The following is a 26337-nucleotide window of genomic DNA, read 5'->3' on the forward strand; positions in this document are numbered from 1 at the left end:
TTGGGGGTCCGCGCAGGCGCATTCCATGCTTGATGAGCTTAGGCGCAAAAGGTGAATGAATGATCGACGGGGGCGAGGCAATTCGCAAACTGGCGCTCAATCTCGCCCGCTATTCCGGTCTAGCGCCGCTGGCCAAGCCGTTTATCGGCGGCCTTGGCGTCATCCTGATGCTGCATCGGGTCACCGCGACGCCGGAAAAGCCGAATGGCGTCAACCGGCACTTGAACATCGCGCCTGGGTTCCTCGATGTCGTGATCGCCGATATGAAGGCGAACGGCTACAGGTTCGTCACGCTGGACGAGGCGATCGAGCGCATCAAGGCGGGCGACAAGGACGGCCAGTTCGCGACGATCACCGCCGACGACGCCTATCGAGACAACATGACCGAGGCGCTGCCGGTGTTGGAGAAGCACGGCGCGCCGATCACCATCTACGTCGCGCCTGGACTGATCGACGGCGCTGCCGATCTGTGGTGGGACGTGGTTGAGGATATCGTTAATGCGCGCGATCGCCTGAAGCTGACGACGCCGGACGGCCCGGTGACGATCGACTGCTCGAACCTGGGAAAAAAGGTCCAGGCCAATGCGCGCCTGCACGCCTATCTGACGCTGAAGGTGCGCGAGCGTGAGCAGCGTGCGGTGTTGCGCGATCTGGCGCGCTCGAACGGCATCGAGTTGGGCGGTCCGCGCCCGAGCACGCTGATGAACTGGGACGAGATCCGCACCATGGCCAGGCACCCGTTGGTGACGATCGGCGCGCATAGCGTCAATCATTGCAATCTGAAGCGGCTTTCCGAGAGCGACGCGCGGCATGAGATCGGCGACGTCAAGCGCATATTGCAGGCCAAACTCGGCGAGGAGCCGCGCCATTTCGCCTATCCCTACGGTCATGCCAGCGCAGTCGGCCGCCGCGAAGTGGGCCTTGTCCGCGATGCCGGCTATGCGTCGGCGGTGACGACCCGCCACGGCGTACTGCGCGCCGAGCATGCCGGGTTCCTGCATGCCCTGCCGCGCATTTCAGTCAACGGCCGCTATCAGAGCATCGCCCACATCCGAACCATGTTGTCGGGCGTGACGACGCCGCTGGCCAATGCTGGCAAGACGGTGGTGACGATTTAACTGTTGCCTCGGCCCTTCGGCCGCGGCTCGAGGATCAGCCACTTGATGATGCCCATCGCCGGCAGCACCCACAAAAGCCCGCTCAGCAGGAAGAAGATGAAGTGCGCCAGCGGCCCGGACTGCGACAGTTGGGCGACCGCGACGATCGAGGCGACCAGCGCATAGACGACGACCAGCACTACCAGCAGGAAGCTTCCGATCAGCTTTTTCAGGCGAATGGGCATGGCGCGATCTCGTTGATCGCTATCGCTTAGGCCGAACGGCGAATGCGCGCAACCCGCCAGAAACGGCGCGACGGCGTGCCGCGTCGCCCGGCCTTGCAAGCCGGGTTGCGATGGTTCACCAATCCGCGACTTCAACTGCCGGGACAAACCCATGGCTGCTGCCATATCCGACGACGCGCCCTTCGCCGCCCGCGATCGAGACCTTCGCAATCGTGCACTGGTGCGCGGTTGGCTCTATGTCGTGCTGCTCGTGCTGTTTGCGCTGGTGGTGGTCGGCGGCGCTACGAGGCTCACCGATTCCGGCCTGTCGATCACCGAATGGCAGCCGATTCACGGCGTCATCCCGCCGCTCAACGATTCCGAGTGGCAGGAGGAGTTCCTGCGCTACCAGCAGATCCCGCAATATGCCGAACTCAACAAGGGCATGAGCATCGAGGCGTTCAAGTCGATCTTCTGGTGGGAATGGGTGCATCGTATCCTGGCACGTAGTGTCGGCGTGGTCTTCGCCCTGCCGCTGCTGTTCTTCTGGGTGACGCGCCGCATTGAGCGGGGCCTCGGCACGAGATTGTCGGGCATCCTCCTGCTCGGCGGGCTGCAGGGCGCGATAGGCTGGTGGATGGTGGCATCCGGCCTGGTTGACCGGGTTTCGGTCAGCCAATACCGGCTGGCGACGCATCTGACGCTGGCGGCGCTGATCTTCACGGCGACCATGGTTGTCGCGCGTGGGCTGGCGCCGCACTCGGAACCTGCCGCCGACCGCTCGACGCAACGTCTGGCCGGCTTTCTGGTGCTGCTGGCGCTCGTCCAGATCTATCTCGGCGGGCTGGTCGCGGGGCTTGACGCCGGCTTGAGCTACAACACCTGGCCGCTGATGGACGGCAAGCTGGTCCCTGGCGACCTGCTGCTGCTCGAGCCGGCGTGGCGCAATTTCTTCGAAAATCCGAAGACGGTGCAGTTCGTCCACCGGATCGGCGCCTACACGATCTTCGCGGTCGCGCTCTGGCACATGATTGCGACACGCCGGCGTCTGCCGGGCACGACGCATGCCCGACGCGCGACGCTGCTGTTCCTGATTGTCGTGGTGCAGGCGTCGATCGGCATCGGCACCCTATTGATGCAGGTGCCGCTGCACATGGCCCTGACGCATCAGGCATTCGCGCTGGTTCTGCTGGGCTTCGCCGCCGCGCATTGGCGCGGTACCAAGGGCGCTTACCCGCTGCCCCACGAGATCGCTCTCAGAGGCTGAGCCGCACCCGCCGGATTGCCGCGGCAATCGCCAGCTCGCGGTTTTCGTCGACCGCATTGCGATCTTCATGGTGCCATGCAGCCGACAGGCAGCCATAGGCAACGGCGTGGTCCAGTACGGCAGGCCCCGTCTGGCCGAGCGTAGCGCCAAAGACTTGCGCCATATGGGCGATCCGTCTCGGATCGAGGCAAAGATCATCTCGGTCGAGTGGGTTGTAGAACATGTTGGCGGCATCGAAACCCGGGTCGCCGAGGACGCCCTTCGGATCGATTGCCAGCCAGCCGCGTGGACCGTGCATGATGTTGTCGTGATGCAGGTCGCCATGCAGCGGCCGTACGTCGTGCGGATTGGACAACAGCCGTTCCGCGATTTCGGCAGCTTCGACATACAGGCTCTTTTCGCCGGCGGCGCGATCGGCCTTCGCCTTTTTGAACAGGCTGGAAAACCGTCTCCGCAACGGCTGAAGGTCCGGCGGGGCGGCGTGCTTCGACGGCGAGACCAGTCTTGTCATCACCTCGGCCGCGATGGCGGTGGCGGCATTGTCGTCCTGATCCGCAATGATCTGTGACAGCGAGATTTCGCCGGCGTATTCGAGCAGCATGCGGTGGCCGTCGCGGCCGAGCAGCCGCACCGCGCCTTCGCCGCGTCGCCAGGCGAGGAAATGCTCGCCACGCAACTCGTCCTCCACATCGTCGAAAGGCTTTAGATCCTTGACGATTGCCGGTGAGCCGTCCTCGCGAACAACTTTCCAGATGCGGCTACTGAACGTTTCGGCAATGAGCTCCGGCGCGCCGACCTTCCAGCGCTTTGGAAATCTCGGCGCATCCATTCAAAGGCCGAGCATCAGATCCATGTTCTGCACAGCGGCGCCAGAGGCGCCCTTGCCGAGATTGTCGTAGACGGCAATCAGCAGCGCCTGCGCCCTGTTATCATTGGCAAAGACATAGAGCTTCATCCGGTTGGTGCCGTTGTAGATCTCCGGATCGATGTCGGGCATGCGTTCCTGATGCAGATACGGCGCCACCTCGACCACGCCGCCATCGATGGAAGCGAAATGATCGGCGATTGCCGCATGAAGCTCGGCGCCGGTCGGCACATGGTCGAGGCCGCCGAGTTGCAGCGGCACCACGGTGATCATGCCTTGCGCGAAATTGCCGACTGCCGGCTGCATGATCGGATCGTGCGAAAGCTTGGCATAGGTCCTGAGCTCAGGCACGTGCTTGTGCTGCAGCGTCAGCCCGTAGGGCAGGAATTCCGGCGCATCCTCGCCCTTGGCGACATAATCCTCGATCATCGGCCGGCCGCCGCCGGAATAGCCGGAAATGCCGTTGACGGTGACCGGAAAATTGGCCGGCAACAGCCCCGCCGCAACCAGCGGCCGCAGCGTCGCGATCGGTCCTTGCGGCCAGCAGCCCGGATTGGCGACGCGCTTCGCCGAAGCGATCTTCTTCGCCTGTTCCTTGTCCATTTCGGCGAAACCATATTCCCAGCCCTCGGCGACGCGATGCGCCGTCGAGGCGTCGATCACCTTGGTGGTGTCATTGGCGATCAGCGAAACGCTTTCCTTAGCGGCCGCGTCCGGTAGGCAGAGGATCGCTACATCGGCGGCATTGAGGAACTCGGCGCGCGCTGCCGTTTCCTTGCGGCGTTCGGCCGGGATGGAGATGATTTCCAGGTCGCCGCGCTCGGCAAGCAGCGCCCTTATCTGCAAACCGGTGGTGCCGTGCTCGCCGTCGATGAAGATTTTCGGTCTCATTGCCTGCCAAAATTCCTGTTATCTCAAAGCTATATGCCGCTTGCCTGATTCAATCCGGCAACGCTGTGGTTGCTCTGGTTCATGTCCTCGAGCCGGGCCTTTCGTTCCGCCAGCAGCCCGAGATAGTGCATGGCCACCATCGAGCCGGCAATTGCCGTTATATCGGCGTGATCATAGGCTGGCGCAACCTCGACGACGTCGGCGCCGACGATATCGACCTGGTTGATCTGGCGCAGCACCGACAGGATCTTTGCCGAAGACGGGCCTCCCGCGACCGGCGTTCCCGTGCCGGGCGCAAAAGCCGGATCCAGACAATCGATGTCGAAAGTGACGTAGGTCTTCTTGCCGCCCGTACGGTCGACGATGGCATAGGCGATATCGGACGCCCGCATTTCCTCCACTTCATGGCCATATAGGATCTTGATGCCGAACGTGTCGGGTGCATGGGTGCGGATGCCGATCTGGATCGAGCGGTCGGGATCGATGATGCCCTCCTTGACCGCACGGCCGACGAAGGAGCCGTGATCGATGCGCTTGCCGTCGTCGGGCCAGGTGTCCTGATGTGCGTCGAACTGCACCAGGGCCAACGGGCCGTGGATGGCGGCATGCGCCTTGAGCAGCGGCCAGGTGACGAAATGGTCGCCGCCGAGCGATAGCAGGAAGGCGCCGGATTTCAGGATCTTCGCCGCTTCGCGCTCGATTGTAGCAGGCGTCTTCTGGTGGTTGCCGCTGTCGAGCAGGCAGTCGCCATAATCGACCACGGCGAGATGTTCGAACAGGTCGCGCGAAAACGGATATTGCGGATCGTTGTCGAGGATGGCCGAGGCGCGGCGAATCCCCTGTGGTCCGAAACGCGCGCCCGGCCGATTGGTGACCGCCGCATCGAAGGGAATGCCCCACACCACCGCATCGGCGCCCTTCACGTCCTTCGAATATTTGCGCCGCATGAACGACAGCGCGCCGGCATAGGTCGGCTCGAACGACGCGCCTGTCCTGGAGCGGGTGGTGAAGGCGTGATCGATGGTCCTTGGCGGCATGAAGCGATCTCCTGTGCGTCGACGCGCAACCTTATTGGACATAATTCTCAGAATTGCGACCCCTGCGGAGGATCACGGCCATTCGATCCGGTCACAAATCCTTGCTCGCCAGGCGAACCCCGCATGGCCGGCCCGGAGATTGCCTGGTAAATAACCGAAAGTAGCCGCCAACGGCTGCTTCGGCCGGCATTGATCTGATTTTCCTGCGTTTGCGAAGCCGGCTTCGTTCACCTGCCTGTCACGGGCATCGCTTAACCGGGGTGCGATCCCGGTACGGAGCGATTCTCGTGCGAACGACTTGTCTCATGCGAACAATTTGGCTGAGCCTTCTGCTTTCCGCGGCGCTGGCGGTCTCCCTTGGCCAGGCATCGGCGGGTGAAACGCGCGCCAGGCAGATTCTCGACCGTTTCGAGCACGCCAACCAATGGCGCGACCATGTGATGGTGGCCGCGCACCGCGCCGGCGGCATGCAGGCCGGCAAGACGCTCTATCCCGAAAACTCGATCGCCGCCGTCGAGGCGTCGATCGCAATGGGCGCCGAAATCGTCGAGGTCGACATCAGGCGCTCGAAGGACGGAGAATTCGTCGTCATGCATGACAGCTGGCTTGACCGCACCACGACCTGCAAGGGCGAGGTGGTCAACCGCACATTGGCCGAACTCAAGACCTGCCGATTGGTGATCGAAGGCACCGGCGCCGTTACGGGCGAGACGGTCTCGACGTTGCGCGAGATGCTGGTGGCGACCAGGGACAGGATTCTCGTCAACCTCGACAACAAGCTCGACACCGGAAGCCTCGCCGGCATGGTCGCCGTCGCCCGCGATCTCGGCATGGCCGAACAGGTGATCGTCAAAGAGAACCTGTGGAATGCGGAGAGGATCGCCAGGGTCAAGGCTGCCATGGCCGAGATCGGCAGCGGCTTCCAGTTCATGCCGATCATTGCCGATGACGCGGTTCGCGACGCCATGTTTGCCGAGGAACTGAGCCGGGCCTTCCCGATGCGCGCAGTCGAGATGATCAACTGGCGCATGGGATCAGAGACGCTGACGGAGACCGGCGGCCCGCTGTTCAGCCCGCGCATGCGCGCGCTGGCGGTGAGGGGCGACTGGCACATCTGGGCCGACACCTATGCCATCGTCAACAAGCCGGGCGGCTTCCTCGCCGGCGGTCGCGGCGACGAGCTGGCGGTTGCGGCCGGCCTGCCGCGCGAGACTTATGGCTTCTGGGTCGAGCGCGGCGCCACCATCATCCAGACCGACGAACCGAAGGCGGCCATCGGTTGGCTGGCGGCGAACGGTTTTCGCGTGCCCTACGCCGGTGAGAAGCGCCCGGCCGAGCCGGCGAATACGGCCAGCATTAACTAACGCCGGGCACGAACCAGAGCGATTGCGGCGCTACGCGTGAGCGGGGACATTGCCGGCGATACTGTCCAGTTCCTCGATCGCATCTTCGGGCAACGCGAGATCGCCCGCGGCGAGGTTCTCCCTGAGATGCGCGACGGAAGACGTGCCTGGGATCAGAAGAATGTTGGGCGCGCGGCGAAGCAGCCAGGCGAGCGCGACCTGCATGGGCGTGGCGCCGAGGCGTGCGGCGACCTTGGACAAGGTCGACGACTGCAACGGATTGAAGCCGCCAAGCGGGAAGAACGGCACATAGGCGATGCCGTCGCGGGCGAGATCGTCAATCAAGGCATCGTCGCCCCGATGCGCCAGATTGTACTGATTCTGCACGCAGACGATCTTGCAAATCCTGCGGCCTTCGGCGATCTGCGCAGCGGTGACGTTGCTCAGCCCGATGTGGCGCACGAGGCCCTGTCGCTGAAGCTCGGCGAGCGTCGCAAGCGGCGCCTCGATCGACCCGTCGGCGGGGCCATGCGCGTCGAACATGATCCGAAGGTTGACCGCCTCCAGCACGTCGAGCCCGAGATTGTGCAGATTGTCGTGCACCGCCTGGGTGAGTTCTTGGGCCGAGAAGGCCGGCAGCCACGATCCGCCCTGGCCGCGCCGGGCGCCGATCTTGGTGACTATAACGAAGTCGTCAGGATAAGGTGCGAGCGCTTCGCGGATCAACAGGTTGGTCACGTGCGGGCCATAGAAGTCGCTGGTGTCGATGTGGTTGACGCCTTGTGCAACGGCTTCGCGCAGTACGGCCAATGCCGCGTCGTGGTCCTTTGGTGGGCCGAAGACGCCGGGCCCTGCGAGCTGCATGGCGCCGTAGCCGAGCCGTCTGACTTTGCGGTCGCCGAGGATGAATGTGCCGGACTGGTCGATACTGGACATGGTCTTTCTCCTTCAGGGATGGCGCACAGATAGACGCTGTCCGATCCCATGATAATTGGGTACAATCCGCACAGGCTGTGCGGAATGACGAACAATGAAGATCGATCTCGGGGATCTGAACGCTTTCGTGGCCGTGGCGCGCGCCAAGGGTTTTCGCGATGGCGCCCGCGCCAGCGGCGGCAGCGCGTCGGGCTTGAGCGAGGCCGTGCGCCGCCTCGAGACGCAGCTCGGTGTCAGGCTGCTCAACAGGACGACCCGCAGCGTCGTCCTGACGGAGGCCGGCGAAGGCCTGCTGGCGCGGCTCGGTCCAGCCTTGACCGAGGTGGAGTCGGCTCTCGACGTGGTGAACGGCTTTCGCGACAGGCCGGCTGGCTTGTTGCGCCTCAACGTGCCGGTCAGCGCGGCGCGGCTGGTCCTGCCCAGCATCGTCCCGCGGTTCCTTGCCGCCTATCCCGGCATCCGGCTGGAGGTGATCGCTGAGGAAAGCTTCGTCGATGTGCTGGCGGCCGGCTGCGACGCCGGCATCCGCTACGACGAGCGCCTGGAGCAGGACATGATCGCCGTGCCGATCGGACCGCGCGTGCAGCGTTTCGCCACCGCCGCCAGCCCTGCCTACCTGGATCGTCATGGCCGGCCGCAACACCCGAGCGACCTGCTCGGCCACGCCTGCCTGCGCGGCCGCTTTGCCAGCCGTGCGATGCCGCCGTGGGAATTCGAGCGCGACGGCGAGGTGGTGCGGGTCGACCCGACGGGGCCGCTTCTCGTGACCCTGGGCGGGGCGACGGACCTCAAAGTCGATGCAGCCATCGCCGGCACCGGCATCATCAGCCTGTTCGAGGATTGGCTACGCCCTCATTTCGAGAGCGGGGCGCTCGAGCCGCTGCTTGAGCCCTGGTGGCAGAGCTTCTCCGGGCCGTTCCTCTATTATCCCGGCCGGCGCCTCGTGCCGGCGCCGCTCCGGGCGTTTATCGACTTCATCAAGGCCTGAAGTCTGCCACGATGCGAGCGAGCCGCGCCTGCCGCCGGTGATTGGTTGCCGCCATTCATGGAAAAGGCCGCCCGGAGGCGGCCTTTCGATAGCGTGTAATTGCGCAGCGCTTAGCGCTTGGAGAACTGGAAGCTCCGGCGGGCCTTCGCCTTGCCGTACTTCTTGCGCTCGACGACGCGGCTGTCGCGGGTCAGGAAGCCGCCCTTCTTGAGTACTGCGCGCAGCGCCGGCTCGTAATAGGTCAGCGCCTTGGAGATGCCGTGGCGCACGGCACCGGCCTGGCCGGAAAGGCCGCCGCCGATGACGGTGGCAACGATGTCGTACTGGCCGGCGCGGTTGGCGGCGATGATCGGCTGGTTGAGGATCATCTGCAGGACCGGACGCGCGAAATATTCGGCGAACACCTTGTCGTTGACGACGATCTTGCCGGAGCCGGGCTTCACCCAGACGCGCGCGATGGCGTTCTTGCGCTTGCCGGTGGCGTAGGCGCGGCCCGATTTGTCGAGCTTCTGGACATGGACGGGTGCTGCCGGCTGGGTGTTGGTGTTGCCGGTGGCAGTTCCGAGTTCTGCGAGCGAGGAAAGCTCAGCCATCTTACGAAACCTTCTTGTTCTTGGCGTTCAGCTTGGCCACGTCGAGGACAACGGGCTGCTGGGCGACATGCGGATGTTCCGTGCCTGCATAGACGCGGAGATTCTTCATCTGGCGTCGGCCGAGCGGGCCGCGCGGGATCATGCGTTCGACGGCCTTTTCGACGACACGCTCGGGAAAGCGGCCCTCGAGCAGCTGGCGCGCGGTGCGCTCCTTGACGCCGCCGGGGTGGCCGGTGTGCCAGTAATAGACCTTGTCGGTGAACTTCTTGCCGGTGAACACCACCTTGTCGGCATTGATGACGATGACGTTGTCGCCGTCGTCGACGTGCGGGGTGAAGGTGGGCTTATGCTTGCCGCGAAGATGATTGGCGATGACAGTGGCGAGACGGCCGACGACGAGACCCTCGGCGTCGATCAGCACCCACTTCTTCACCACATCCGCAGGCTTCTGCGAAAAGGTTGCCATGGATTGTTGCTTTCGGTTCGGACCTTCCCCCATTCACGAACGACAAGGGAAGGCGTTTCTTGTTGCTTGGATTGGCAAAAGGCACTTGCTGTCGCCAATAACAAAACGGCGGCCTTTGCGGGCCGCTGCTTCGTCACGGTTTATAGGGGAGGGTGGTTATCGCGTCAAGGCGCATGAAATGATTGCTGGAAGATAAACTTAAATGAAAACAAGGATTTGAGTTAAAGGTATGATTTTACCACATCGCCATTTTTGGCCCTGTGTCAGGTGAGTTCAGTGCTTTGCCTCGATTTCCTTGCGAGCTGCGCTGGAGAGGAATGCCGATCGCGTTATGCCTCGGTCGCGCGCTGCGGCGTCGATCGCCCGCAAGACGCCGCGCTCGAAAGTTACATTCGCCCTCACGACGGCGCTGTCATCGTCGATGAGTGGTACCGAGACCAGATAGCCTCCTTCAGCAAGTGCTTTGCGTACATCCGCAAGCGCGACGATCGCCTCATGGCTGGACGGTTCGGGAACAGGCATGTCCTCCGCCCACAGTTGCAACGCTTCGACTGCATTCGGAACGATGTCTTCCGCCTCGTCCGCGGCTGAAAAGCAGCCGGGAATGTCGGGAAAGCGAATGCCGAACGCGCTGTTGGGATCTTTATCGACCAACGCGAAATAGTTCTTCATCTCAGCCTCCAAGACGCTTCAGGTCACCTAAATCCAGCCCGCTTGTTTGGCGATGGCGCGAGCTGCACCGGTTGGTAGATCCTTCTCCGGATGCGGAACGATCAACACGATCTCGCCCTTTCGAAACTTGTGATGCGAGCCGCGTACGGAGACCAGCCCGAAACCATCATCCTTGAGACGCTTCACGATTTTGCGGCTGTCACGCTCAAGCAAAGATCACTTGTGCGCACATATATACACATCAACAAAAAATTCATAGAAAGCATCAGGCCGGTACCCGCCTTGGCGGGATCGAATAGGTGCCCGTTGCGTGCGCCACGGTCTGTCCATCCGAGCCGGCGACGATGTCGATATCGAACACCATCAGGCTCTTGCCCAGCTTCAGGATGCGGCAATGGCCGTCGATCGGCCCGGCTTCGGCCTTGCGGACGAAATTGATGTTGAGGCTGGTGGTGACCGAAAGCGCATCCGGTCCGGCATGCGATAGCACGCAGACATAGCCGCCTATGTCGGCCAGCGTGAACAGCGCCGAACCCGACACGGTACCGCCGGGGCGCAAATGGCGCTCGTCGGCATTGAGTCGCACGATACAACCGCCTGGAAACACCTCCAACGCCTCATAGAAGGTGAACTGGTCGTTGAGCTGCGGGAAAACGATCGCCATCAGCGTGTTGATTTCGGCAGCCGTCAGCACCGGCTGGAGATTGCTTTGGGCAGGCATTTCAGTCTCCCGGTTTGCGCCCTGCTTGTATGAACGCGACGTGGCGTTTCTGGCAACGGCCATTCATTAGGGCAGAAGCGGACGAGGGAGTTGGACGAAGCGAGACGGCATACTAGATTAGTTCATCGCCGATCCGGAATCGCAGAGGAAACGATCATGGCCGAAATCGTCGCCATCAAGCCTGCCGTTGCCGAAGGGCCGGTCGTCTCCAGGCTGGACAACGGCGTGCTGCGCCTGACGCTCGCCAATCCGCCGGCCAACGCTCTTTCGCTTGCAACGATGGCGGCGCTGACAGCGGAACTCGACCGCGCCAAGGCCGACAAATCCGTCCGCGTCATCGTGCTTGGGGCGACCGGCAAAGTGTTCTGCGCCGGGCACGACCTCAAGGAGTTGAGCGCGCACCGCGCCGATGCCGATCGCGGCAGGGCCTTCTTCGAAAAGACGTTTTCCGCGTGCGCTTCACTGATGCAGGCGATCGTTCGCCATCCTAAGCCGGTGATCGCCGAAGTCGATGGCCTGGCGACAGCGGCCGGATTGCAGCTGGTCGCCAGCTGCGACCTCGCCATCGCCTCGCACGAGGCGACCTTCTGCACGCCTGGCGTCAATATCGGCTTGTTCTGCTCGACACCGATGGTGGCGCTGTCGCGCAACGTCTCGCGCAAGCACGCCATGGAGATGCTTTTGACCGGCGAGACGATCGATGCGGCAACCGCCAAGGAATTCGGCTTGGTCAACCGCGTCGTGCCGCGCGAATATCTGAATCAAATCGTCACCAAATACGCGCAAACCATTGCCTCCAAATCGTCCTTGGTCGTCAAGATCGGCAAGGAAGCGTTTTATGAGCAGGCCGAGATGGGGCTGGCCGAGGCCTATGATTACACCGGGCGCGTCATGGTCGAGAACATGCTGGCGCGCGATGCGGAAGAGGGCATCGGCGCCTTCATCGGCAAGCGCAAGCCGGAATGGCCGGAGGAATAGGAGGCGGATATGGAACCGCGCATCTCCATCATCACCATCGCCACGGACGATCTCGACCGCGCCGTGCGCTTCTACGAGGCGATGGGCCTGAAGCGCCATGCCGGGATCACCGAGGGCGTTGCCTTCTTCCAGATGGGCGGCGCCATTCTCGGCCTGTTCCCGCGGCAAAGCGCCGAAGAGGATTCGGGCCTTACCTTCTCCAAGGCGCCGTCGGCCGTCTATCTCGCCTACAACACCCGCTCCGACACCGAGGTCGATGCAGTGCTGGCGATGGCCGAGAAAGCCGGCGGCCGTATCGTCAAGCCGGCTGGCCGCGCATTCTGGGGCGGCTGGTATGGATATTTCGCCGATGCCGACGGGCATGTCTGGGAAGTCGCGCACAATCCGGCCTTTCCGATTGCGGAAGACGGAACGATCTCGCTGCCCGGCTGACGAGGTTCCCCTCTGGCCCATTGCAAGCCACTTGCTCAGCTGTTGGCACCTCACTCCGAAGCGCTGTATGACGAGGCATGAACCACGACGCCTACGACAACGCCTATATCGCCGGCATCCTCAATTCGGTGAAGACCATCGCCATGGTCGGCGCGTCGGCCAATGACGTGCGGCCGAGCTACTTTGTGCTGAAATATCTGCTCGGCAAGGGGTTTTCGGTGTTCCCGATCAATCCGGGCCAGGCCGGCAAGGAAATCCTCGGGCGGATGACCTATGCCAGGCTGGCCGATGTTCCAGAGCCAATCGACATGGTCGACGTCTTTCGCGGCTCCGTGGCAGTGCCGGGCATCGTCGAGGAGGTCTTGCGGCTCGATCCGCTGCCGAAGGTCATCTGGATGCAGCTTGGTGTGCGCAATGACGAGGCCGCCGCGCGCGCCGAGGCCGCCGGCATCAAGGTGGTGATGAACCGTTGCCCGAAGATCGAATACGGCAAGCTGTCCGGCGAGATCGGCTGGACCGGCGTCAATTCCGGCGTCTTGTCGTCGAAGAAACCGCTGATGCGCCCGGGATTCCAGAGTTTCGGCGTTCGCCAGAAATAATCTTCCAGTTCTGCCGTATTTTTCCGCCAGCCCGCCCGCCGTTATCACGGGGAAGGGCATTTTCTTCTTTGCATTCGGAACCGGGCTCCGCCAAGAATGCGGCGCGCTTTTCAGAAGGTTCAAAGGGAGGTTTTCGATGGCCCGCACGCCCGGTTTCAACACGCTCGCCGTCCATGCCGGCGCCAAGCCGGATCCGGCGACCGGCGCGCGAGCGACTCCAATCTACCAGACCACCTCCTTCGTCTTCGACGATGCCGACCATGCCGCCTCGCTGTTCGGGCTGAAGGCGTTCGGTAACATCTACACCCGCATCATGAACCCGACACAGGCGGTGCTGGAAGAGCGCATCGCGGCACTCGAAGGCGGCACGGCAGGCCTTGCGGTCGCCTCCGGCCATGCGGCGCAGGTGCTGGTCTTCCACAATCTGATGCAGCCCGGCGACAATTTCGTTTCAGCGACAAAGCTTTACGGCGGCTCGATCAACCAGTTCGGTCATGCCTTCAAAAATTTCGGCTGGCAGGTGCGCTGGGCCGACACCAATGACATCTCGAGCTTCGAGAGCCAGATCGACGACAGGACCAAGGCAATCTTCATCGAAAGCCTGGCCAATCCGGGCGGCGTCTTCGTCGACATCGAGAAGATCGGCGACGTTGCCCGCAAGCACGGCCTGCCACTGATCGTCGACAACACACTGGCCTCGCCCTATCTGCTGCGGCCGATCGAGCATGGCGCCGACATCGTCGTGCATTCGCTGACCAAGTTCATCGGCGGTCACGGCAATTCCATCGGCGGCGCCATCGTCGACGGCGGCACGTTCGATTGGTCGAAGTCGGGCAAATATCCGATGCTGTCGGAGCCGCGCCCCGAATATGGCGGCCTGGTCCTGCACGAGACCTTCGGCAATTTCGCCTTCGCCATCGCTGCCCGGGTGCTCGGCCTGCGCGACATCGGCGCGGCGATTTCGCCGTTCAATGCATTCCTTATCCTGACTGGCCTGGAAACCTTGCCGCTGAGGATGCAGCGCCACTGCGACAATGCGGCCGCAGTCGCCGGATGGCTTTCCAACCATTCCAAGGTCGCCTGGGTGTCCTATCCCGGCCTGCCCAGCGACAAGAACAATGCGCTGCAGAAGATGTACTCGCCGCTTGGCGCCGGCGCGGTGTTCACCTTCGGGTTGAAGGGTGGCTATGCGGCGGGCATCAAATTCGTCGAAGCGCTCGAATTGTTCTCGCACCTGGCCAATGTCGGCGACACCAAGTCGCTGGTCATCCACCCGGCATCGACCACGCATCGCCAGCTTTCCGACGAGCAGAAGATCAACGCGGGGGCAGGGCCGGACACAGTCAGGCTTTCGGTCGGTATCGAGGACGTCAACGACATCGTCGCCGATCTGGAACAGGCTCTCGCCAAGGTTTGATCGCCATGACCGCGCCGAAATTTCTTTCCGTCGACGTCGACACCGTCCAACCGGAACTTGGCGCGCCGGCGCCGGATCGCCTGATTTCGGGCGATCCGAAATTCCGCACCTGGAATGTCGAGGAACAGGACGGCGGCCTCTATGCCGGCGTCTGGGAAGCGACGCCAGGCAAATGGCGCATCGAATATGATGAGTGGGAGTTCTGCCACATCCTGTCAGGGGTTTCGGTGATCGCCGAAGACGGCGCCGATGCGCGCACCGTCAGGGCCGGCGACAGCTTCGTGCTGAGGCCGGGCTTTAAGGGCAGCTGGGAAGTGCTTGAAACGACTCGCAAGGAGTATGTGATCAAGCTTTGATCACCCCTGCGGCTGAGCCTGCCGGACCGAATGCTCAAAAGCGCACGGCGAGCGTTTCCAGCCCATGGAAATGATAGGTGTCGCGCAAGCGCGGCTGTTCGGCAAGATGCAACTGCGGTAGCCGGTCGAACAGGGTTTTCAGCGACACCTGCAATTCGAGCCGGGCGAGCGGCGCGCCGATGCAGAAATGAATGCCGGCGCCGAACGATACGTTCTTCTGGTCGGCGCGGCCCGGCCTGAAGGCGAAGGGCTCGGTAAAGGCCACCGGGTCGTGATTGGCCATGCCGAGCAGCAGACCGATCGTCTCGCCCGGCTGGACGACGATACCAGGCCCGGCCTCGACCTTCTGATAGGCGTAGCGCGTGAACATGTGCAGCGGCGCGTCGAAGCGCAGGCACTCTTCGATCGTCGCGGCTGTTGCTTCCGGCGAGGTGAAGAAGCGTCGTGGGTCGCCGCCTTGTGCAAGGATAGAGCGCACCGCATTGCCGGTCTGGTGGACAGTTGCCTCATGGCCGGCATTGAGCAAAAGGATGGCCGAGGATACCAGCTCGTCCTCCGACAGTTTCTGGCCGTCCTCCTGTGCCGCAATCAGCAGCGACAGAAGATCCTCGCCCGGCCTCTTTCGTCGCTTGGCGACGTAGCCGCGCAAAAAATCCGAAAAGTCCTGCGCCGCGCGATTGGCCGTCTCTTCGGTCTTGCGGGTGCGGCCGTGCATGTACATGGCGACCATCCGATGCGACCAGTCGAGCAGCTGCGGCCCCATGTCGACCGGCACGCCGAGCATCTCGGCAATGATGGTGATCGGCAAGGGAGCGGCGAGCGCCGGCAGCAGGTCGACTTCTCCTGGTTCGAAACGGTCGATCAATTCGTTGGCCAGCGCCTCGACGCGCGGCCTGAGCCGCTCGACCTGGCGCGAGACGAAGGCGCGGTTGACCAGCGTTCTGAGCCGTGTGTGGACAGGCGGCTCCAGCTCCAGCATCGAATTGGCCTCGACGCCGTCGAATGCGCTGAGATGCGTACGGTCCTGGCCGATGCCTCGGCTGTCCGGAATGCCGGCCGGGTTCTGGCGGCCGAAGCGGCGATCGCGCAGCAGACGGTTGACGTCGTCGAAGCCGCCAAAGCACCAGAAGCCAAATTCTTCCCAGAAGAAGGCGTTCGATGCACCGTGCAGGAAGGCGTAGGCTTCGTATGGATTCTGGAAAAAGGCCGGCTCGTGTGGATCGAGCCGCAGGCTGCGCGTGGCTGGATCAAAGGCAAGGTAGGGCGGCTTCAATTCGGTCATGCCAGATCATTAGCGCGGCTTGCCAGTCTGGTGCCAGACCGTATGTTGGCCCTCCCGTGAGGTGAGCCGCCGAAGCGGTTGCGGAAGGACAGTTTTCATGAATGTGATCGTGGTCGGTGCAGGCATTGCCGGGCTTTCGACGGCGTGGTCGCTGGTCAAGGCTGGTCACCTCGTCTCGATCGTCAAGCAGGGATCGATCCCCAATCCGCTCGCCGCCTCCGGCGACCACCATCGCATTATTCGCCGCGCCTACCGGGCCGGAACGGGCTACGGCCGGTTGATCACCGAAGCCTATGAGGCGTGGGACGAGATGTGGGCCGATCTCGGTGAAAGCCATCTCGATCCGCGCGGCTTCATCTGTATTTCGCGCGAGCCGGGAGATGAGGCGGAGGAATACCGCGAGGGCATGGAAGCGGGAAATTATCCGTTCGAATTGGTCGAGCCGGACGCTGCGGTCGAACGCTGGCCGTTCCTGCAGCCCGGTTCGTTCCGCTACGCATATTTTTCGCCGGACGGCGGCGCGCTGCACTGCCGCAAGATCGCTTCGGGCCTCGCCAGGTGGCTGCGCGCGAACGGCGCCAATGTCTACGAAAACAGCAAGGTCGCCGAAATCGACGCCGACGCCGGACAGGTCGTGCTTGCGAGCGGCGAAACGATGCAGGCCGACTGGATCGGAGTCGCTGCCGGCGCCTGGGTCCTGAAACTGTTCCCGGAACTGGACGGCGAACTGAAAACCTGGCGTACCGCGCTCGCCTATGTCGAACCGCCGGCGGATTTGAAAGAAACGTGGCAGGCAGCGCCGGTCGTCCTCGACATCGGCGGCAGCGTCGACGGCTATGCAATCCCGCCGACAGGTGGGGCCGGCATGAAATTCGGCTCGGGCCTGCACAGGGTGCCGACTAGCGATGCCGACTGGAACCGCCAGCCGGTGCCGGGCGAAGGCGAGGCGATCCGCAACCTGTTTTCGCCGCCGATTGCCCGTATCGAGGAGTATGAGGTCACCGAAGTGGTCACCTGCGCCTACACCTTCACCGTCGACGAGAAGTTCCTGGCCCACCAGAAAGGCAAATGCCTGGTCGTCTCGGCCTGCTCCGGCCACGGCTACAAGTTCGGCGCGGCAGTCGGCAGAAAGGTTGCGGCCTGGGTCGGCAATGGCGATGTCGACGGCCTGAAGAAATGGCTCAGGGCCGAGGCGCCCTGAGCGCCTAGTATCGGCAATTCCTCGGAATATGCACGCGCCGCCAGCTCGACGAACCCTCCCTGACCACCACCCGGCGAGCCACTGTCTGATATGACGCCGGAATGTCGATGATGCGCCGCTGCTCCGGCCGCACCAGAACCTCTTCGGCGACGCTCTCGTATTCGGCGGGGAGGACAACGCGCCGCCGGCGTTCCGGCTCAACCACGACGATTTCGGCCACGCGTTCATAGCGCGCCTTGTGCCTGACCTTGCACAGCACCTTGCGGCCATTGATGATGCGCCATTCCCAGGAATAGCCGCCGTCAGCAACCCTCACGGAGCGGTAGATGATGCGGGTGATGGCGGGCACGATCTCGTAGCTGACGCGCGCCGGCGCGATCTGCACCACGCGCTCGCGCGTTCCGTAGATTGGCGCCTCGTATTCCACCTGCTGGCCGGCTGGGCTGACGAGCACGTCCTCATAAACTGTGTCGTAGACGGCCGGCCTGTTGACCTGCTCGTAGCATTCGACCGCGCGTCCGCCGGCAGCCGTTTCGAACGCCATGCCGAGAACGGTGATGCCGGTGAGGGCCAAGAAAGCAGCTTTCCTGATCATCGCACTCCCCCTGTTTGAACTGCATGAAGCGAGTTCAACGTTGAATTGTAGGGTAAGCCGTGGCTGGAAAAAGCGGTTTCACCACTTTTCGTTAAGCGATGCGGTTAAGAAAACGCTAAACGCGTGCCAGGTATGAGCGACCTTCCGACGGCAGGAGAGGGCTGCCGGCACGGCGACGGGCGAAACTTGCTTTGGAAACCTTGATTCGACTTAACCGGATGGCTAGGAGAGGCGGCCTTGCGCTAGGGTGAGCCGGCATCCTATTTACACAATAACGATCCAGAACCGATTCTGCCCGATTGCAAATCTCCGGCGCCGGAATCCCATCCTCAAAAAGGGATAGTCCATGAAGAACCCCGTCGAAACCTACATGAACCTCGTTCCGATGGTGGTCGAACAGACCAATCGCGGCGAGCGGGCCTACGACATTTTCTCGCGGCTCCTCAAGGAGCGCATCATTTTCATCACCGGCCCGGTTGAGGACGGCATGGCGACGCTGGTCTGCGCGCAACTGCTGTTCCTCGAAGCGGAGAATCCGAAGAAAGAAATCAACCTCTATATCAACTCGCCCGGCGGCGTCGTCACCTCCGGCATGGCGATCTACGATACCATGCAGTTCATCAAGCCTGCCGTGTCGACGCTCTGCATCGGCCAGGCCGCATCGATGGGTTCGCTGCTCCTGACTGCCGGCCACAAGGACATGCGCTTTGCTACGCCGAATGCCCGCATCATGGTCCACCAGCCTTCCGGCGGCTTCCAGGGCCAGGCCTCCGACATCGAGCGCCATGCCCAGGATATCATCAAGCTGAAGCGCCGCCTCAACGAGGTTTACGTCAAGCACACCGGCAAGAGCTACGATGAGATTGAAAGAACGCTCGACCGTGACCATTTCATGACTGCCGACGAGGCCAGGGATTTCGGCCTCATCGACAAGGTCATTTCGTCACGTGAGCCGGTCGAAGGTATTGCCTTATAGTCCCGCGGTGGCCCCGCGGTGGCAATGAGTGGCGGGATTACGCGCTTTTGGCGCAGCTTGCGGCATTTCGGCCACAATTGGCTGTTCCCTCGACGGGTGCAATTGCCTACGTTAAGGCTATGTTGATTTTCGACGGCTTAGCTTTGCGTGGGGTTGTTCGAATCATTGCCCCGTTTTCCGATTTGTGTTTCGTACGGAATGCGTTGCGGGAGCCGGGGCACTGGCGTCAGCGGATTCCCGCGATAGATTGAATATGCGCCCTTTCAACCAGACCATCGGCGGGCGGCCATGAAAGGACAGGAAAATGAGCAAGGTCGGCAACAACAGCGGTGATTCCAAGAACACGCTTTATTGCTCGTTTTGCGGCAAAAGCCAGCACGAAGTGCGCAAGCTGATCGCCGGGCCGACGGTGTTCATCTGCGACGAATGCGTCGAACTGTGCATGGACATCATCCGCGAAGAGAACAAGACCTCGATGGTGAAGTCGCGCGAGGGCGTGCCGACACCGCAGGAAATCCTCAAGGTTCTCGACGACTACGTCATCGGCCAGCCCTACGCCAAGCGCGTGCTGTCGGTGGCCGTCCACAACCACTACAAGCGCCTCGCCCATGCCGGCAAGAACAACGATGTCGAGCTGGCGAAGTCGAACATCCTGCTGATCGGCCCGACCGGCTGCGGCAAGACGCTGCTGGCGCAGACGCTGGCCCGCATCATCGACGTCCCCTTCACCATGGCCGACGCGACGACGCTGACCGAAGCCGGTTATGTCGGCGAGGACGTCGAGAACATCATCCTGAAGCTGTTGCAGTCGGCCGACTACAATGTCGAGCGCGCCCAGCGCGGCATCGTCTATATCGACGAGATCGACAAAATCTCGCGCAAGTCGGACAACCCGTCGATCACCCGTGACGTATCGGGCGAGGGCGTGCAGCAGGCACTTTTGAAGATCATGGAAGGCACCGTCGCGTCCGTGCCGCCGCAGGGCGGTAGGAAGCATCCGCAGCAGGAATTTCTGCAGGTCGACACCGCCAACATCCTATTTATCTGCGGCGGCGCTTTCGCCGGGCTGGACAAGATCATCTCGGATCGCGGCAGGAAGACCTCGATCGGTTTCGGCGCTATCGTCGCTTCGCCCGAGGATCGCCGCACCGGCGATGTTTTCCGCCTGGTCGAGCCTGAGGACCTCTTGAAGTTTGGCCTCATTCCCGAGTTCGTCGGCCGTCTGCCTGTCTTGGCGACGCTGGAGGATCTCGACGAGCCGGCACTGATCCAGATCCTGACCGAGCCGAAGAACGCGCTGGTCAAGCAGTATCAGCGGCTGTTCGAGATGGAAAATGTCGACCTGACCTTCCACGAGAACGCGCTCTCGGCCATCGCCAAGCGCGCCATCGAGCGCAAGACCGGCGCACGCGGCCTGCGTTCGATCATGGAAGCGATCCTGCTCGACACCATGTTCGAGCTGCCAGCACTGGAAGGCGTGCGCGAAGTGGTTATTTCGGAAGAGGTGGTGTCAGGCAACGCCAGGCCGCTCTACATCTATTCCGAGCAGAAGGAGAAGAAGGGCAACGTTAGCGCCTGACGTGAGCCGGCAATGGATTTTTCCTGAAACGGCGCCGCGGGGCGCCGTTTTGCTGTCGCACACCGCGTACGGCGCCGCGTGCTGGGTGCGGATTGGAGGTACGGACCGTGTTGACCCTTGATCTTTACTCTCAGTGCCTCCAACTAATGGCAGAAGGCCGTGGTGCCGAATTCTGTGCTGTAAAACTCCCGTCACAAACGGTGGTAGGCGGAACGATCCCCGGTCGTTAATATGAGATTCGCGGTTGGCCGATTGGCGGCCGCGACATGAAAGGTTGGACAATGGCCAAATTATCCAAGGCTCCCAGCGACGGCGTCTTCGCAGTCCTCCCACTGCGCGACATCGTGGTGTTCCCGCACATGATCGTTCCGCTCTTTGTCGGGCGTGAAAAGTCGATCAAGGCGCTGGAAGAAGTGATGGGTCAGGAAAGACAGATCCTGCTCGCGACCCAGATGAATGCCGCCGACGACGATCCGGAGCCCGATGCGATCTTTGACATCGGCACGCTCGCCAATGTGCTGCAATTGCTGAAACTGCCGGACGGCACCGTGAAGGTGCTGGTCGAAGGTGCCTCGCGCGCGAAGATCGTCGCGTTCACCGACCGTCCCGACTTCCATGAAGCCCGTGCTGCGGCGCTGGTCGAACCGGATGAGGAAGAGGTCGAGGTCGAGGCGCTGGCGCGTTCGGTGGTCACCGACTTCGAGAACTACGTCAAGCTGAACAAGAAGATCTCGCCCGAAGTGGTGGGTGCCGCCAGCCAGATCGACGACTATTCCAAGCTCGCCGACACGGTCGCTTCGCATCTTGCCATCAAGATCCCCGAGAAGCAGGAAATGCTCGCCACGCTGTCCGTCAAGGAACGGCTGGAAAAGGCGATGGGGTTCATGGAAGCCGAAATCTCGGTGCTGCAGGTCGAGAAGCGCATCCGCTCGCGCGTCAAGCGCCAGATGGAGAAGACACAGCGCGAATACTACCTCAACGAGCAGATGAAGGCGATCCAGAAGGAGCTCGGCGAGGGCGAGGACGGCCGCGACGAGGCCGCCGAGATCGAGGCGCGTATCAAGAAGACCAAGCTTTCCAAGGAGGCCCGCGAAAAGGCGGAAGCCGAACTGAAGAAGCTGCGGACGATGTCGCCGATGTCGGCTGAATCGACCGTGGTGCGCAACTATCTCGACTGGCTGCTGTCGATCCCGTGGGGCAGGAACTCCAAGGTCAAGCAGGATCTGGCCTTTGCCCAGAACGTGCTCGATACGGATCATTTCGGCCTCGACAAGGTCAAGGACCGCATCGTCGAATACCTCGCCGTGCAGAGCCGCCAGAAGAAGCTGAAGGGGCCGATCCTGTGCCTCGTCGGACCTCCCGGTGTCGGCAAGACCTCGCTCGGCAAGTCGATCGCCAAGGCGACCGGTCGCGAGTTCATCCGCATGGCGCTGGGCGGCGTGCGCGACGAGGCCGAGATCCGCGGTCACCGGCGCACCTACATCGGCTCGATGCCCGGCAAGGTCATCCAGTCGATGAAGAAGGCGAAGAAATCCAATCCGCTCTTCCTGCTCGACGAGATCGACAAGATGGGCCAGGATTTCCGCGGCGATCCGTCATCGGCTTTGCTCGAGGTGCTCGATCCCGAGCAGAACTCGACGTTCATGGACCATTACCTCGAGGTCGAATACGACCTGTCGAGCGTGATGTTCGTGACGACGGCGAACACGCTGAACATCCCTGCGCCCTTGATGGACCGCATGGAGATCATCCGTATCGCCGGTTATACCGAGGACGAGAAGATCGAAATCGCCAAGCGTCACCTGATGCCCAAGGTGATCCGCGACCACGCGTTGCAGCCGAAGGAGTTCTCCGTCGGCGAGGACGCGATCCGCGGCATCATCCAGACCTACACCCGTGAAGCGGGCGTCAGGAGCCTGGAGCGCGAGCTGATGAAGCTCGGGCGCAAGGCGGTGACCGAGATCCTGAAGACGAAGAAGAAGACGATCAACATCACGGCGGACAATCTTGCCGATTACCTTGGTGTTCCGCGCTTCCGCTTCGGCCAGGTCGAGAGCGACGATCAGGTCGGCGTGGTCACCGGGCTCGCCTGGACGGAAGTCGGCGGCGAGCTGTTGACGGTGGAAGGCGTCATGATGCCCGGCAAGGGGCGCATGACCGTGACCGGCAATCTGCGCGATGTGATGAAGGAATCGATCTCGGCGGCGGCCTCTTACGTCCGCTCGCGGGCCATCGATTTCGGCGTCGAGCCGCCGCTGTTCGATAAGCGCGATATCCACGTCCACGTGCCGGAGGGCGCAACCCCGAAGGACGGACCGTCGGCTGGCGTGGCGATGGCGACGGCAATCGTCTCGGTGCTGACCGGTATCCCGGTCAGGGCCGATGTGGCGATGACCGGCGAGATCACGCTGCGCGGCAGGGTGCTGCCGATCGGCGGCCTTAAGGAAAAGCTGCTTGCCGCACTGCGCGGCGGCATCAAGAAGGTGCTGATCCCGGAAGAGAACGCCAAGGATCTGGCGGAGATTCCGGAAAACGTGAAGAGCGGCATGGAAATCATTCCGGTCTCACGCGTCGGTGAAGTGTTGCGCCATGCGCTGGTGCGTATGCCGGAACCGATCCAGTGGGTCGAACCCGTTAATGCGCCGGCCGTGGTCGATGTCGCAGACGAAGCTGGTAAATCGCTGGCGCATTAGCGCTTGCTAAAGTTGCAATGCACAAAGAGAGAGCCGGGCCTTGAGCCCGGCTTTTTCATGTGAAGAACCGCAGATTTCCGGGCTTTTTTCAACTTTCTTGGCGCTTTTCGACTTGGTTGCCGGGGCGCTTCTTTCTAAAGTCCGTTTCCTGCCGGATGAGTCGTGTGTTCCGGTTTTCTCATGGAAGGGAATTTTTATGAACAAGAACGAACTGGTATCCGCTGTCGCCGATGCCGCGAGTATTTCGAAGGGTGACGCGCAGTCGGCGGTTGATGCGGTGTTTTCCGTCATCACCGGCGAACTGAAAAAGGGCGGCGATGTCCGGCTTGTCGGCTTCGGAAATTTCACCGTGTCAAAACGCGCCGCGTCGACCGGCCGCAATCCGCAGACCGGTGCGGAAGTGAAGATCCCGGCGCGCACCGTGCCGAAGTTCTCGGCCGGCAAGGGCCTCAAGGACGCGGTCAACTAAGCGCCTCCTTAATCTTTCAGAGAAAAGAAGAACCGGCATATCCGGTTTTTCTTTTCTGTTGGAAAAGGCGGCGCTATGCCGTCGGCGCGTCCGCGCGCATCAAGCCTTCTTTCTTGAGATCGGCCCACAGCGCCGATGGCAGCTTCGCGTCGAGCAGCGAGCGATTGCTTTCGACTTCGCCAGGCCGCTGCCCGCCGGGGATTACCGAGACGACGGAAGGATGCAGCAGCGGGAACTGCAGCGCCGCCTCGATCAGGCGCGCGCCGTGGCGCTTGCAGACGGCCTCGATACGGGTGACGCGGTCGATGATGTCCTGCGGCGCCTCCGAATAGTTGTAGTAGGCGCCGGGCTTCGGCCCGGTTGCCAGGATGCCGGAATTGTAAGGCCCGCCGAGAACGATGCCGATGCCGCGTTGCTGGCATAGCGGCAGGAAAGACTGCAGCGCCTCCTGCTCCAGCAGCGTGTAGCGCCCGGCAAGCAGGAACAGATCGAAATCGCCGCGCTCGGCCAGCGTCTGGGCAACCTGCCACTCGTTGATGCCGCCGCCGAACGCCTTGATCACGCCCTGATCGCGCAATGCCAGCAATCCATAGTAGCCGGAACTCATGAATTCCTGGATGCGCTGGTCCGAGGCTTCCTTGCTGCCATGCGTGAAGATGTCGACATCGTGCACGAAGAGGATGTCGATGCGGTCGACACCGAGCCGTTCCAGCGAGGCCTCGAAGGAGCGCATGATACCGTCATAGCTATAGTCGTAGACCTCGCGGCGCGAAGGGGTGTCGAAGAATTTGCCGATGCCGGTGCGCTGATCCGGCGGACAGGCGCGCATGATGCGTCCGACTTTGCTGGACAGCACGTAGTCGTCGCGCTTCTTCGAACGCAGGAACGGATTGAGCCGCGTTTCGGCTAGGCCTAGCCCATAAAGCGGCGCGGTGTCGAAGTAGCGGCAGCCGACCCGCCATGCCGCCTCCAGCGTGGCATTGGCATCCTCGTCGGAGACGGCGCGGTAGAGATTGCCGAGCGGCGCGGTGCCGAAGCCGAGCTCGGTGAAGGTGATGCCGCCATTGCCGATGCGGTCGAAATGCCGTGTCTTCATATACTGTCGTTCCTCATTTGCGATTTGCCGTGACACTATCACGGCTGTGGCACATCAAAAGCACTGCGTGTCGTTGGACACCGATTTTCGCGGTGATAGCATGAATGAAAACAAGCTGTTCGGGGCAGATGTGACTGACATATTCAAGTGGTTCTCCGGCAACTGCAAGCTGGTGCAAATGTCATGAGGGACGCCGGCGAAAACCTGTTTGGGATTGCGCTGAACGAGCTTGGTACCGTCCTGGAACGTATCGACGAAAGCCGCATCGACGCCGCTTGCGCCATCTTGGAGGGCGCGAGAAAGATCGTCACCTATGGCTGCGGCCGCGAGGCGCTGCAGGTCAAGGGTTGCCATGCGGCTCTATCACCTCGGGCTGCCGGTTTCGGTTGTCGGCGATATGACGACGCCGCCGCTGGGCGCGGGCGATGTCTTCCTCGCCAGTTCCGGCCCGGGCGAGACCTCGACGGTGCTGACTTTGATGCGGGTAGCGCGCGAGGCCGATGCCACAGTCCTGCTGCTCACCGCGCAAGCCGACAGCACTGCCGCAAAGCTGGCCGACCTCACACTGCTTATCCCGGCTCAGACCATGGCCGACGACCAGGGCCCGGAAAAGACGTCCGTGCTGCCGATGGGCTCGGTCTTCGAAGGCGCGCTGTTCGTTCTCTTCGAAGTGATGGTGCTGAAGCTCCGGGACCTGACCGGCGTCTCGCCTGAAGCGATGCGCGCCCGCCACACCAATATGGAGTAGTTGTCATGCGGTACGAATTGATGCTGCCGCACCAGATCCGCAAGGCGATCGTCGAGAACCGGCCGGTCGTGTTGCCGCTCGGTGTGCTTGAATATCATGGCGAGCACATGGCCGTCGGCATGGACACGCTGGCGGTGATCAAGAGCCTGGAACTGTTCGAAAAAGAAGCCGAGATCGTCATTCTGCCGCCCTTCTATTACGGCGCGGCGAGCTATGCGGTTGCAGCACCGGAGGGCAGTGGTTCGGTGCAGGTCGGCGGCAATGTGCTGGCGCCATTTGCGGAAGAATTGTTCTACAGCCTGCTGCGTATCGGCTTCCGCAACATCCACGCCATCATTCACCACCAGACCGAAAATTTTGCTGCCGGCATGCCAACCGATCTCGCCTTCAAGGCCGCCGGCCGGCAGGCGATCTTCCGCTTCCTGGAGAAAGAACGTGGCGAAGGCTGGTGGGGCTCTGCGGCAATGGCCGACTATTATGCCGAGCACGCCGAGGGCAGCAATTTCTTCAACTGGGTGCAGGTGCATCCGCTGATGCCGGCTTCAATGCACACCCAATACCCGTTTGACCATGCCGGCATCGGCGAGACGTCGCTGATGCTGGCCTTGTGCCCGGAAGCGGTCGATGCCGACCGCTTCGCCGACAACACCGGCTGGTACACAGCAAGTGCTTCCGAAGCCTCGGCCGAATTGGGGCAAAAAGGGATCGCCATGATCCTCGATCATTTGCGGGCAACCCTTTCGGGTTAGCGCGGTTTTCCCTCTCCCCCTGTTGTGCCCTTGTTGTGCCCTTGTTGTGGAAGAAGGGAAGGCTGGC

28 protein-coding genes and 1 pseudogene are annotated in these 26337 nt (G+C 62.3%); 16 read left to right on the plus strand and 13 right to left on the minus strand.

The features are described 5' to 3' along the window. Positions 1 to 59 precede the first annotated feature (59 nt). Positions 60 to 1118, plus strand: coding sequence for a polysaccharide deacetylase family protein (locus NMG46_RS10445; RefSeq protein WP_254817581.1), 1059 nt, complete (start codon positions 60 to 62; stop codon positions 1116 to 1118). On the opposite strand, the gene NMG46_RS10450 is transcribed toward NMG46_RS10445, so the two are convergent. Next, the gene (locus NMG46_RS10450) at positions 1115 to 1342 is read right to left on the minus strand and encodes a DUF2842 domain-containing protein (protein WP_254817582.1); all 228 of its coding nucleotides are present in this window, start codon (positions 1340 to 1342) and stop codon (positions 1115 to 1117) included. The two genes, NMG46_RS10445 and NMG46_RS10450, sit on opposite strands and share 4 nt — an antisense overlap. Before the next feature lie 151 nt (positions 1343 to 1493). Between NMG46_RS10450 and NMG46_RS10455 the strand changes: the two genes are divergently transcribed. Further along, on the plus strand, positions 1494 to 2588 hold the full coding sequence (locus tag NMG46_RS10455) for a COX15/CtaA family protein (protein WP_254817583.1): 1095 nt from the start codon (positions 1494 to 1496) through the stop codon (positions 2586 to 2588). Here the strand turns inward: NMG46_RS10455 and NMG46_RS10460 are convergent. From NMG46_RS10460 to speB, 3 genes are read right to left on the minus strand one after another with little or no spacing between them, the layout of a single operon-like run. Beyond that, on the minus strand, positions 2578 to 3417 hold the full coding sequence (locus NMG46_RS10460; protein ID WP_254817584.1) for an aminoglycoside phosphotransferase family protein: 840 nt from the start codon (positions 3415 to 3417) through the stop codon (positions 2578 to 2580). The genes NMG46_RS10455 and NMG46_RS10460 overlap by 11 nt on opposite strands. After that, entirely contained in the window at positions 3418 to 4344 is a 927-nt protein-coding gene (gene argC, locus NMG46_RS10465; protein WP_254817585.1) for an N-acetyl-gamma-glutamyl-phosphate reductase, read from the minus strand. It lies immediately after the preceding gene. Between the two features lie 29 nt (positions 4345 to 4373). Further along, complete coding sequence (speB, locus tag NMG46_RS10470; protein ID WP_254817586.1) at positions 4374 to 5381, minus strand: agmatinase; 1008 nt, start codon at positions 5379 to 5381, stop codon at positions 4374 to 4376. A 305-nt stretch (positions 5382 to 5686) separates the two neighbouring features. On the opposite strand from speB, the gene NMG46_RS10475 reads away from it, so the two are divergent. Continuing rightward, positions 5687 to 6745, plus strand: coding sequence for a glycerophosphodiester phosphodiesterase family protein (locus NMG46_RS10475; RefSeq protein ID WP_254817587.1), 1059 nt, complete (start codon positions 5687 to 5689; stop codon positions 6743 to 6745). A 30-nt stretch (positions 6746 to 6775) separates the two neighbouring features. Here NMG46_RS10475 and NMG46_RS10480 read toward each other — a convergent pair whose 3' ends face one another. Continuing rightward, on the minus strand, positions 6776 to 7660 hold the full coding sequence (locus NMG46_RS10480) for an aldo/keto reductase family oxidoreductase (RefSeq protein ID WP_254817588.1): 885 nt from the start codon (positions 7658 to 7660) through the stop codon (positions 6776 to 6778). Between the two features lie 94 nt (positions 7661 to 7754). Between NMG46_RS10480 and NMG46_RS10485 the strand changes: the two genes are divergently transcribed. Next, entirely contained in the window at positions 7755 to 8648 is an 894-nt protein-coding gene (locus tag NMG46_RS10485) for a LysR family transcriptional regulator (protein WP_254817589.1), read from the plus strand. Between the two features lie 110 nt (positions 8649 to 8758). On the opposite strand, the gene rpsI is transcribed toward NMG46_RS10485, so the two are convergent. From rpsI to NMG46_RS10510, 5 genes are all read right to left on the minus strand, one after another. After that, on the minus strand, positions 8759 to 9241 hold the full coding sequence (gene rpsI / locus NMG46_RS10490) for a 30S ribosomal protein S9 (RefSeq protein WP_023717316.1): 483 nt from the start codon (positions 9239 to 9241) through the stop codon (positions 8759 to 8761). Position 9242: 1 nt separating this feature from the next. Further along, positions 9243 to 9707, minus strand: coding sequence for a 50S ribosomal protein L13 (rplM, locus tag NMG46_RS10495; RefSeq protein WP_023674645.1), 465 nt, complete (start codon positions 9705 to 9707; stop codon positions 9243 to 9245). 273 nt (positions 9708 to 9980) lie between these two features. Beyond that, on the minus strand, positions 9981 to 10379 hold the full coding sequence (locus NMG46_RS10500; RefSeq protein ID WP_254817590.1) for a type II toxin-antitoxin system HicB family antitoxin: 399 nt from the start codon (positions 10377 to 10379) through the stop codon (positions 9981 to 9983). A gap of 27 nt (positions 10380 to 10406) precedes the next feature. After that, the gene (locus NMG46_RS10505) at positions 10407 to 10592 is read right to left on the minus strand and encodes a type II toxin-antitoxin system HicA family toxin (RefSeq protein ID WP_254817591.1); all 186 of its coding nucleotides are present in this window, start codon (positions 10590 to 10592) and stop codon (positions 10407 to 10409) included. Between the two features lie 52 nt (positions 10593 to 10644). After that, a complete protein-coding gene (locus NMG46_RS10510; RefSeq protein ID WP_254817592.1) occupies positions 10645 to 11100 on the minus strand; it encodes a PaaI family thioesterase in 456 nt (151 codons plus the stop codon). Positions 11101 to 11256: 156 nt separating this feature from the next. Here NMG46_RS10510 and NMG46_RS10515 point away from each other — a divergent pair, with 156 nt between their 5' ends. The 5 genes from NMG46_RS10515 (at position 11257) to NMG46_RS10535 (ending at position 14882) form a co-directional block, all read left to right on the plus strand. Continuing rightward, complete coding sequence (locus tag NMG46_RS10515; protein WP_254817593.1) at positions 11257 to 12078, plus strand: enoyl-CoA hydratase; 822 nt, start codon at positions 11257 to 11259, stop codon at positions 12076 to 12078. A gap of 9 nt (positions 12079 to 12087) precedes the next feature. Beyond that, positions 12088 to 12510, plus strand: a complete 423-nt coding sequence (locus tag NMG46_RS10520; protein ID WP_254817594.1) for a VOC family protein — start codon at positions 12088 to 12090, stop codon at positions 12508 to 12510. Between the two features lie 77 nt (positions 12511 to 12587). After that, positions 12588 to 13109, plus strand: coding sequence for a CoA-binding protein (locus NMG46_RS10525; RefSeq protein ID WP_254817595.1), 522 nt, complete (start codon positions 12588 to 12590; stop codon positions 13107 to 13109). A gap of 136 nt (positions 13110 to 13245) precedes the next feature. Beyond that, positions 13246 to 14526: an O-acetylhomoserine aminocarboxypropyltransferase gene (locus NMG46_RS10530; protein ID WP_254817596.1), complete on the plus strand. Its 1281-nt coding sequence runs from the start codon at positions 13246 to 13248 to the stop codon at positions 14524 to 14526. A 5-nt stretch (positions 14527 to 14531) separates the two neighbouring features. Continuing rightward, on the plus strand, positions 14532 to 14882 hold the full coding sequence (locus NMG46_RS10535) for a cupin domain-containing protein (protein ID WP_254817597.1): 351 nt from the start codon (positions 14532 to 14534) through the stop codon (positions 14880 to 14882). 34 nt (positions 14883 to 14916) lie between these two features. Here the strand turns inward: NMG46_RS10535 and NMG46_RS10540 are convergent, their stop codons facing one another. Beyond that, positions 14917 to 16164 carry a cytochrome P450 gene (locus tag NMG46_RS10540; RefSeq protein ID WP_254817598.1) on the minus strand — a complete coding sequence of 416 codons (1248 nt, stop codon included), beginning with the start codon at positions 16162 to 16164 and terminating at the stop codon, positions 14917 to 14919. A gap of 97 nt (positions 16165 to 16261) precedes the next feature. Here NMG46_RS10540 and NMG46_RS10545 point away from each other — a divergent pair, with 97 nt between their 5' ends. Beyond that, on the plus strand, positions 16262 to 17365 hold the full coding sequence (locus tag NMG46_RS10545) for an FAD-binding oxidoreductase (protein ID WP_254817599.1): 1104 nt from the start codon (positions 16262 to 16264) through the stop codon (positions 17363 to 17365). A gap of 4 nt (positions 17366 to 17369) precedes the next feature. On the opposite strand, the gene NMG46_RS10550 is transcribed toward NMG46_RS10545, so the two are convergent. Next, complete coding sequence (locus NMG46_RS10550) at positions 17370 to 17960, minus strand: hypothetical protein (protein WP_254817600.1); 591 nt, start codon at positions 17958 to 17960, stop codon at positions 17370 to 17372. Positions 17961 to 18306: 346 nt separating this feature from the next. Between NMG46_RS10550 and NMG46_RS10555 the strand changes: the two genes are divergently transcribed. From NMG46_RS10555 to NMG46_RS10570, 4 genes are all read left to right on the plus strand, one after another. Continuing rightward, on the plus strand, positions 18307 to 18936 hold the full coding sequence (locus NMG46_RS10555; RefSeq protein ID WP_254817601.1) for an ATP-dependent Clp protease proteolytic subunit: 630 nt from the start codon (positions 18307 to 18309) through the stop codon (positions 18934 to 18936). A 304-nt stretch (positions 18937 to 19240) separates the two neighbouring features. After that, entirely contained in the window at positions 19241 to 20515 is a 1275-nt protein-coding gene (clpX, locus tag NMG46_RS10560; protein ID WP_006332719.1) for an ATP-dependent Clp protease ATP-binding subunit ClpX, read from the plus strand. A 281-nt stretch (positions 20516 to 20796) separates the two neighbouring features. Further along, entirely contained in the window at positions 20797 to 23208 is a 2412-nt protein-coding gene (gene lon, locus NMG46_RS10565) for an endopeptidase La (protein WP_254817728.1), read from the plus strand. A gap of 196 nt (positions 23209 to 23404) precedes the next feature. Beyond that, entirely contained in the window at positions 23405 to 23677 is a 273-nt protein-coding gene (locus NMG46_RS10570; RefSeq protein ID WP_006201846.1) for an HU family DNA-binding protein, read from the plus strand. Positions 23678 to 23750: 73 nt separating this feature from the next. Here the strand turns inward: NMG46_RS10570 and NMG46_RS10575 are convergent, their stop codons facing one another. Further along, positions 23751 to 24773, minus strand: a complete 1023-nt coding sequence (locus NMG46_RS10575) for an aldo/keto reductase (RefSeq protein WP_254817602.1) — start codon at positions 24771 to 24773, stop codon at positions 23751 to 23753. Positions 24774 to 24956: 183 nt separating this feature from the next. Between NMG46_RS10575 and NMG46_RS10580 the strand changes: the two are divergent. Both NMG46_RS10580 and NMG46_RS10585 read left to right on the plus strand, forming a co-directional pair. Next, positions 24957 to 25521: pseudogene (locus NMG46_RS10580) on the plus strand (SIS domain-containing protein). Positions 25522 to 25526: 5 nt separating this feature from the next. After that, on the plus strand, positions 25527 to 26270 hold the full coding sequence (locus NMG46_RS10585; RefSeq protein ID WP_254817603.1) for a creatininase family protein: 744 nt from the start codon (positions 25527 to 25529) through the stop codon (positions 26268 to 26270). Positions 26271 to 26337 lie beyond the last annotated feature (67 nt).

It is taken from the genome of Mesorhizobium sp. LMG 17147 (assembly GCF_024297145.1).
GTDB lineage: Bacteria > Pseudomonadota > Alphaproteobacteria > Rhizobiales > Rhizobiaceae > Mesorhizobium.

Bases quoted from the DNA above. Each gene is read 5' to 3' on its own strand.
- NMG46_RS10445 (WP_254817581.1), top strand. From the start codon at position 60: ATGATCGACGGGGGCGAGGCAATTCGCAAACTGGCGCTCAATCTCGCC.
- NMG46_RS10450 (WP_254817582.1), bottom strand. From the start codon at position 1,342: ATGCCCATTCGCCTGAAAAAGCTGATCGGAAGCTTCCTGCTGGTAGTG.
- NMG46_RS10455 (WP_254817583.1), top strand. From the start codon at position 1,494: ATGGCTGCTGCCATATCCGACGACGCGCCCTTCGCCGCCCGCGATCGA.
- NMG46_RS10460 (WP_254817584.1), bottom strand. From the start codon at position 3,417: ATGGATGCGCCGAGATTTCCAAAGCGCTGGAAGGTCGGCGCGCCGGAG.
- argC (WP_254817585.1), bottom strand. From the start codon at position 4,344: ATGAGACCGAAAATCTTCATCGACGGCGAGCACGGCACCACCGGTTTG.
- speB (WP_254817586.1), bottom strand. From the start codon at position 5,381: ATGCCGCCAAGGACCATCGATCACGCCTTCACCACCCGCTCCAGGACA.
- NMG46_RS10475 (WP_254817587.1), top strand. From the start codon at position 5,687: ATGCGAACAATTTGGCTGAGCCTTCTGCTTTCCGCGGCGCTGGCGGTC.
- NMG46_RS10480 (WP_254817588.1), bottom strand. From the start codon at position 7,660: ATGTCCAGTATCGACCAGTCCGGCACATTCATCCTCGGCGACCGCAAA.
- NMG46_RS10485 (WP_254817589.1), top strand. From the start codon at position 7,755: ATGAAGATCGATCTCGGGGATCTGAACGCTTTCGTGGCCGTGGCGCGC.
- rpsI (WP_023717316.1), bottom strand. From the start codon at position 9,241: ATGGCTGAGCTTTCCTCGCTCGCAGAACTCGGAACTGCCACCGGCAAC.
- rplM (WP_023674645.1), bottom strand. From the start codon at position 9,707: ATGGCAACCTTTTCGCAGAAGCCTGCGGATGTGGTGAAGAAGTGGGTG.
- NMG46_RS10500 (WP_254817590.1), bottom strand. From the start codon at position 10,379: ATGAAGAACTATTTCGCGTTGGTCGATAAAGATCCCAACAGCGCGTTC.
- NMG46_RS10510 (WP_254817592.1), bottom strand. From the start codon at position 11,100: ATGCCTGCCCAAAGCAATCTCCAGCCGGTGCTGACGGCTGCCGAAATC.
- NMG46_RS10515 (WP_254817593.1), top strand. From the start codon at position 11,257: ATGGCCGAAATCGTCGCCATCAAGCCTGCCGTTGCCGAAGGGCCGGTC.
- NMG46_RS10520 (WP_254817594.1), top strand. From the start codon at position 12,088: ATGGAACCGCGCATCTCCATCATCACCATCGCCACGGACGATCTCGAC.
- NMG46_RS10525 (WP_254817595.1), top strand. From the start codon at position 12,588: ATGAACCACGACGCCTACGACAACGCCTATATCGCCGGCATCCTCAAT.
- NMG46_RS10530 (WP_254817596.1), top strand. From the start codon at position 13,246: ATGGCCCGCACGCCCGGTTTCAACACGCTCGCCGTCCATGCCGGCGCC.
- NMG46_RS10535 (WP_254817597.1), top strand. From the start codon at position 14,532: ATGACCGCGCCGAAATTTCTTTCCGTCGACGTCGACACCGTCCAACCG.
- NMG46_RS10540 (WP_254817598.1), bottom strand. From the start codon at position 16,164: ATGACCGAATTGAAGCCGCCCTACCTTGCCTTTGATCCAGCCACGCGC.
- NMG46_RS10545 (WP_254817599.1), top strand. From the start codon at position 16,262: ATGAATGTGATCGTGGTCGGTGCAGGCATTGCCGGGCTTTCGACGGCG.
- NMG46_RS10550 (WP_254817600.1), bottom strand. From the start codon at position 17,960: ATGATCAGGAAAGCTGCTTTCTTGGCCCTCACCGGCATCACCGTTCTC.
- NMG46_RS10555 (WP_254817601.1), top strand. From the start codon at position 18,307: ATGAAGAACCCCGTCGAAACCTACATGAACCTCGTTCCGATGGTGGTC.
- clpX (WP_006332719.1), top strand. From the start codon at position 19,241: ATGAGCAAGGTCGGCAACAACAGCGGTGATTCCAAGAACACGCTTTAT.
- lon (WP_254817728.1), top strand. From the start codon at position 20,797: ATGGCCAAATTATCCAAGGCTCCCAGCGACGGCGTCTTCGCAGTCCTC.
- NMG46_RS10570 (WP_006201846.1), top strand. From the start codon at position 23,405: ATGAACAAGAACGAACTGGTATCCGCTGTCGCCGATGCCGCGAGTATT.
- NMG46_RS10575 (WP_254817602.1), bottom strand. From the start codon at position 24,773: ATGAAGACACGGCATTTCGACCGCATCGGCAATGGCGGCATCACCTTC.
- NMG46_RS10585 (WP_254817603.1), top strand. From the start codon at position 25,527: ATGCGGTACGAATTGATGCTGCCGCACCAGATCCGCAAGGCGATCGTC.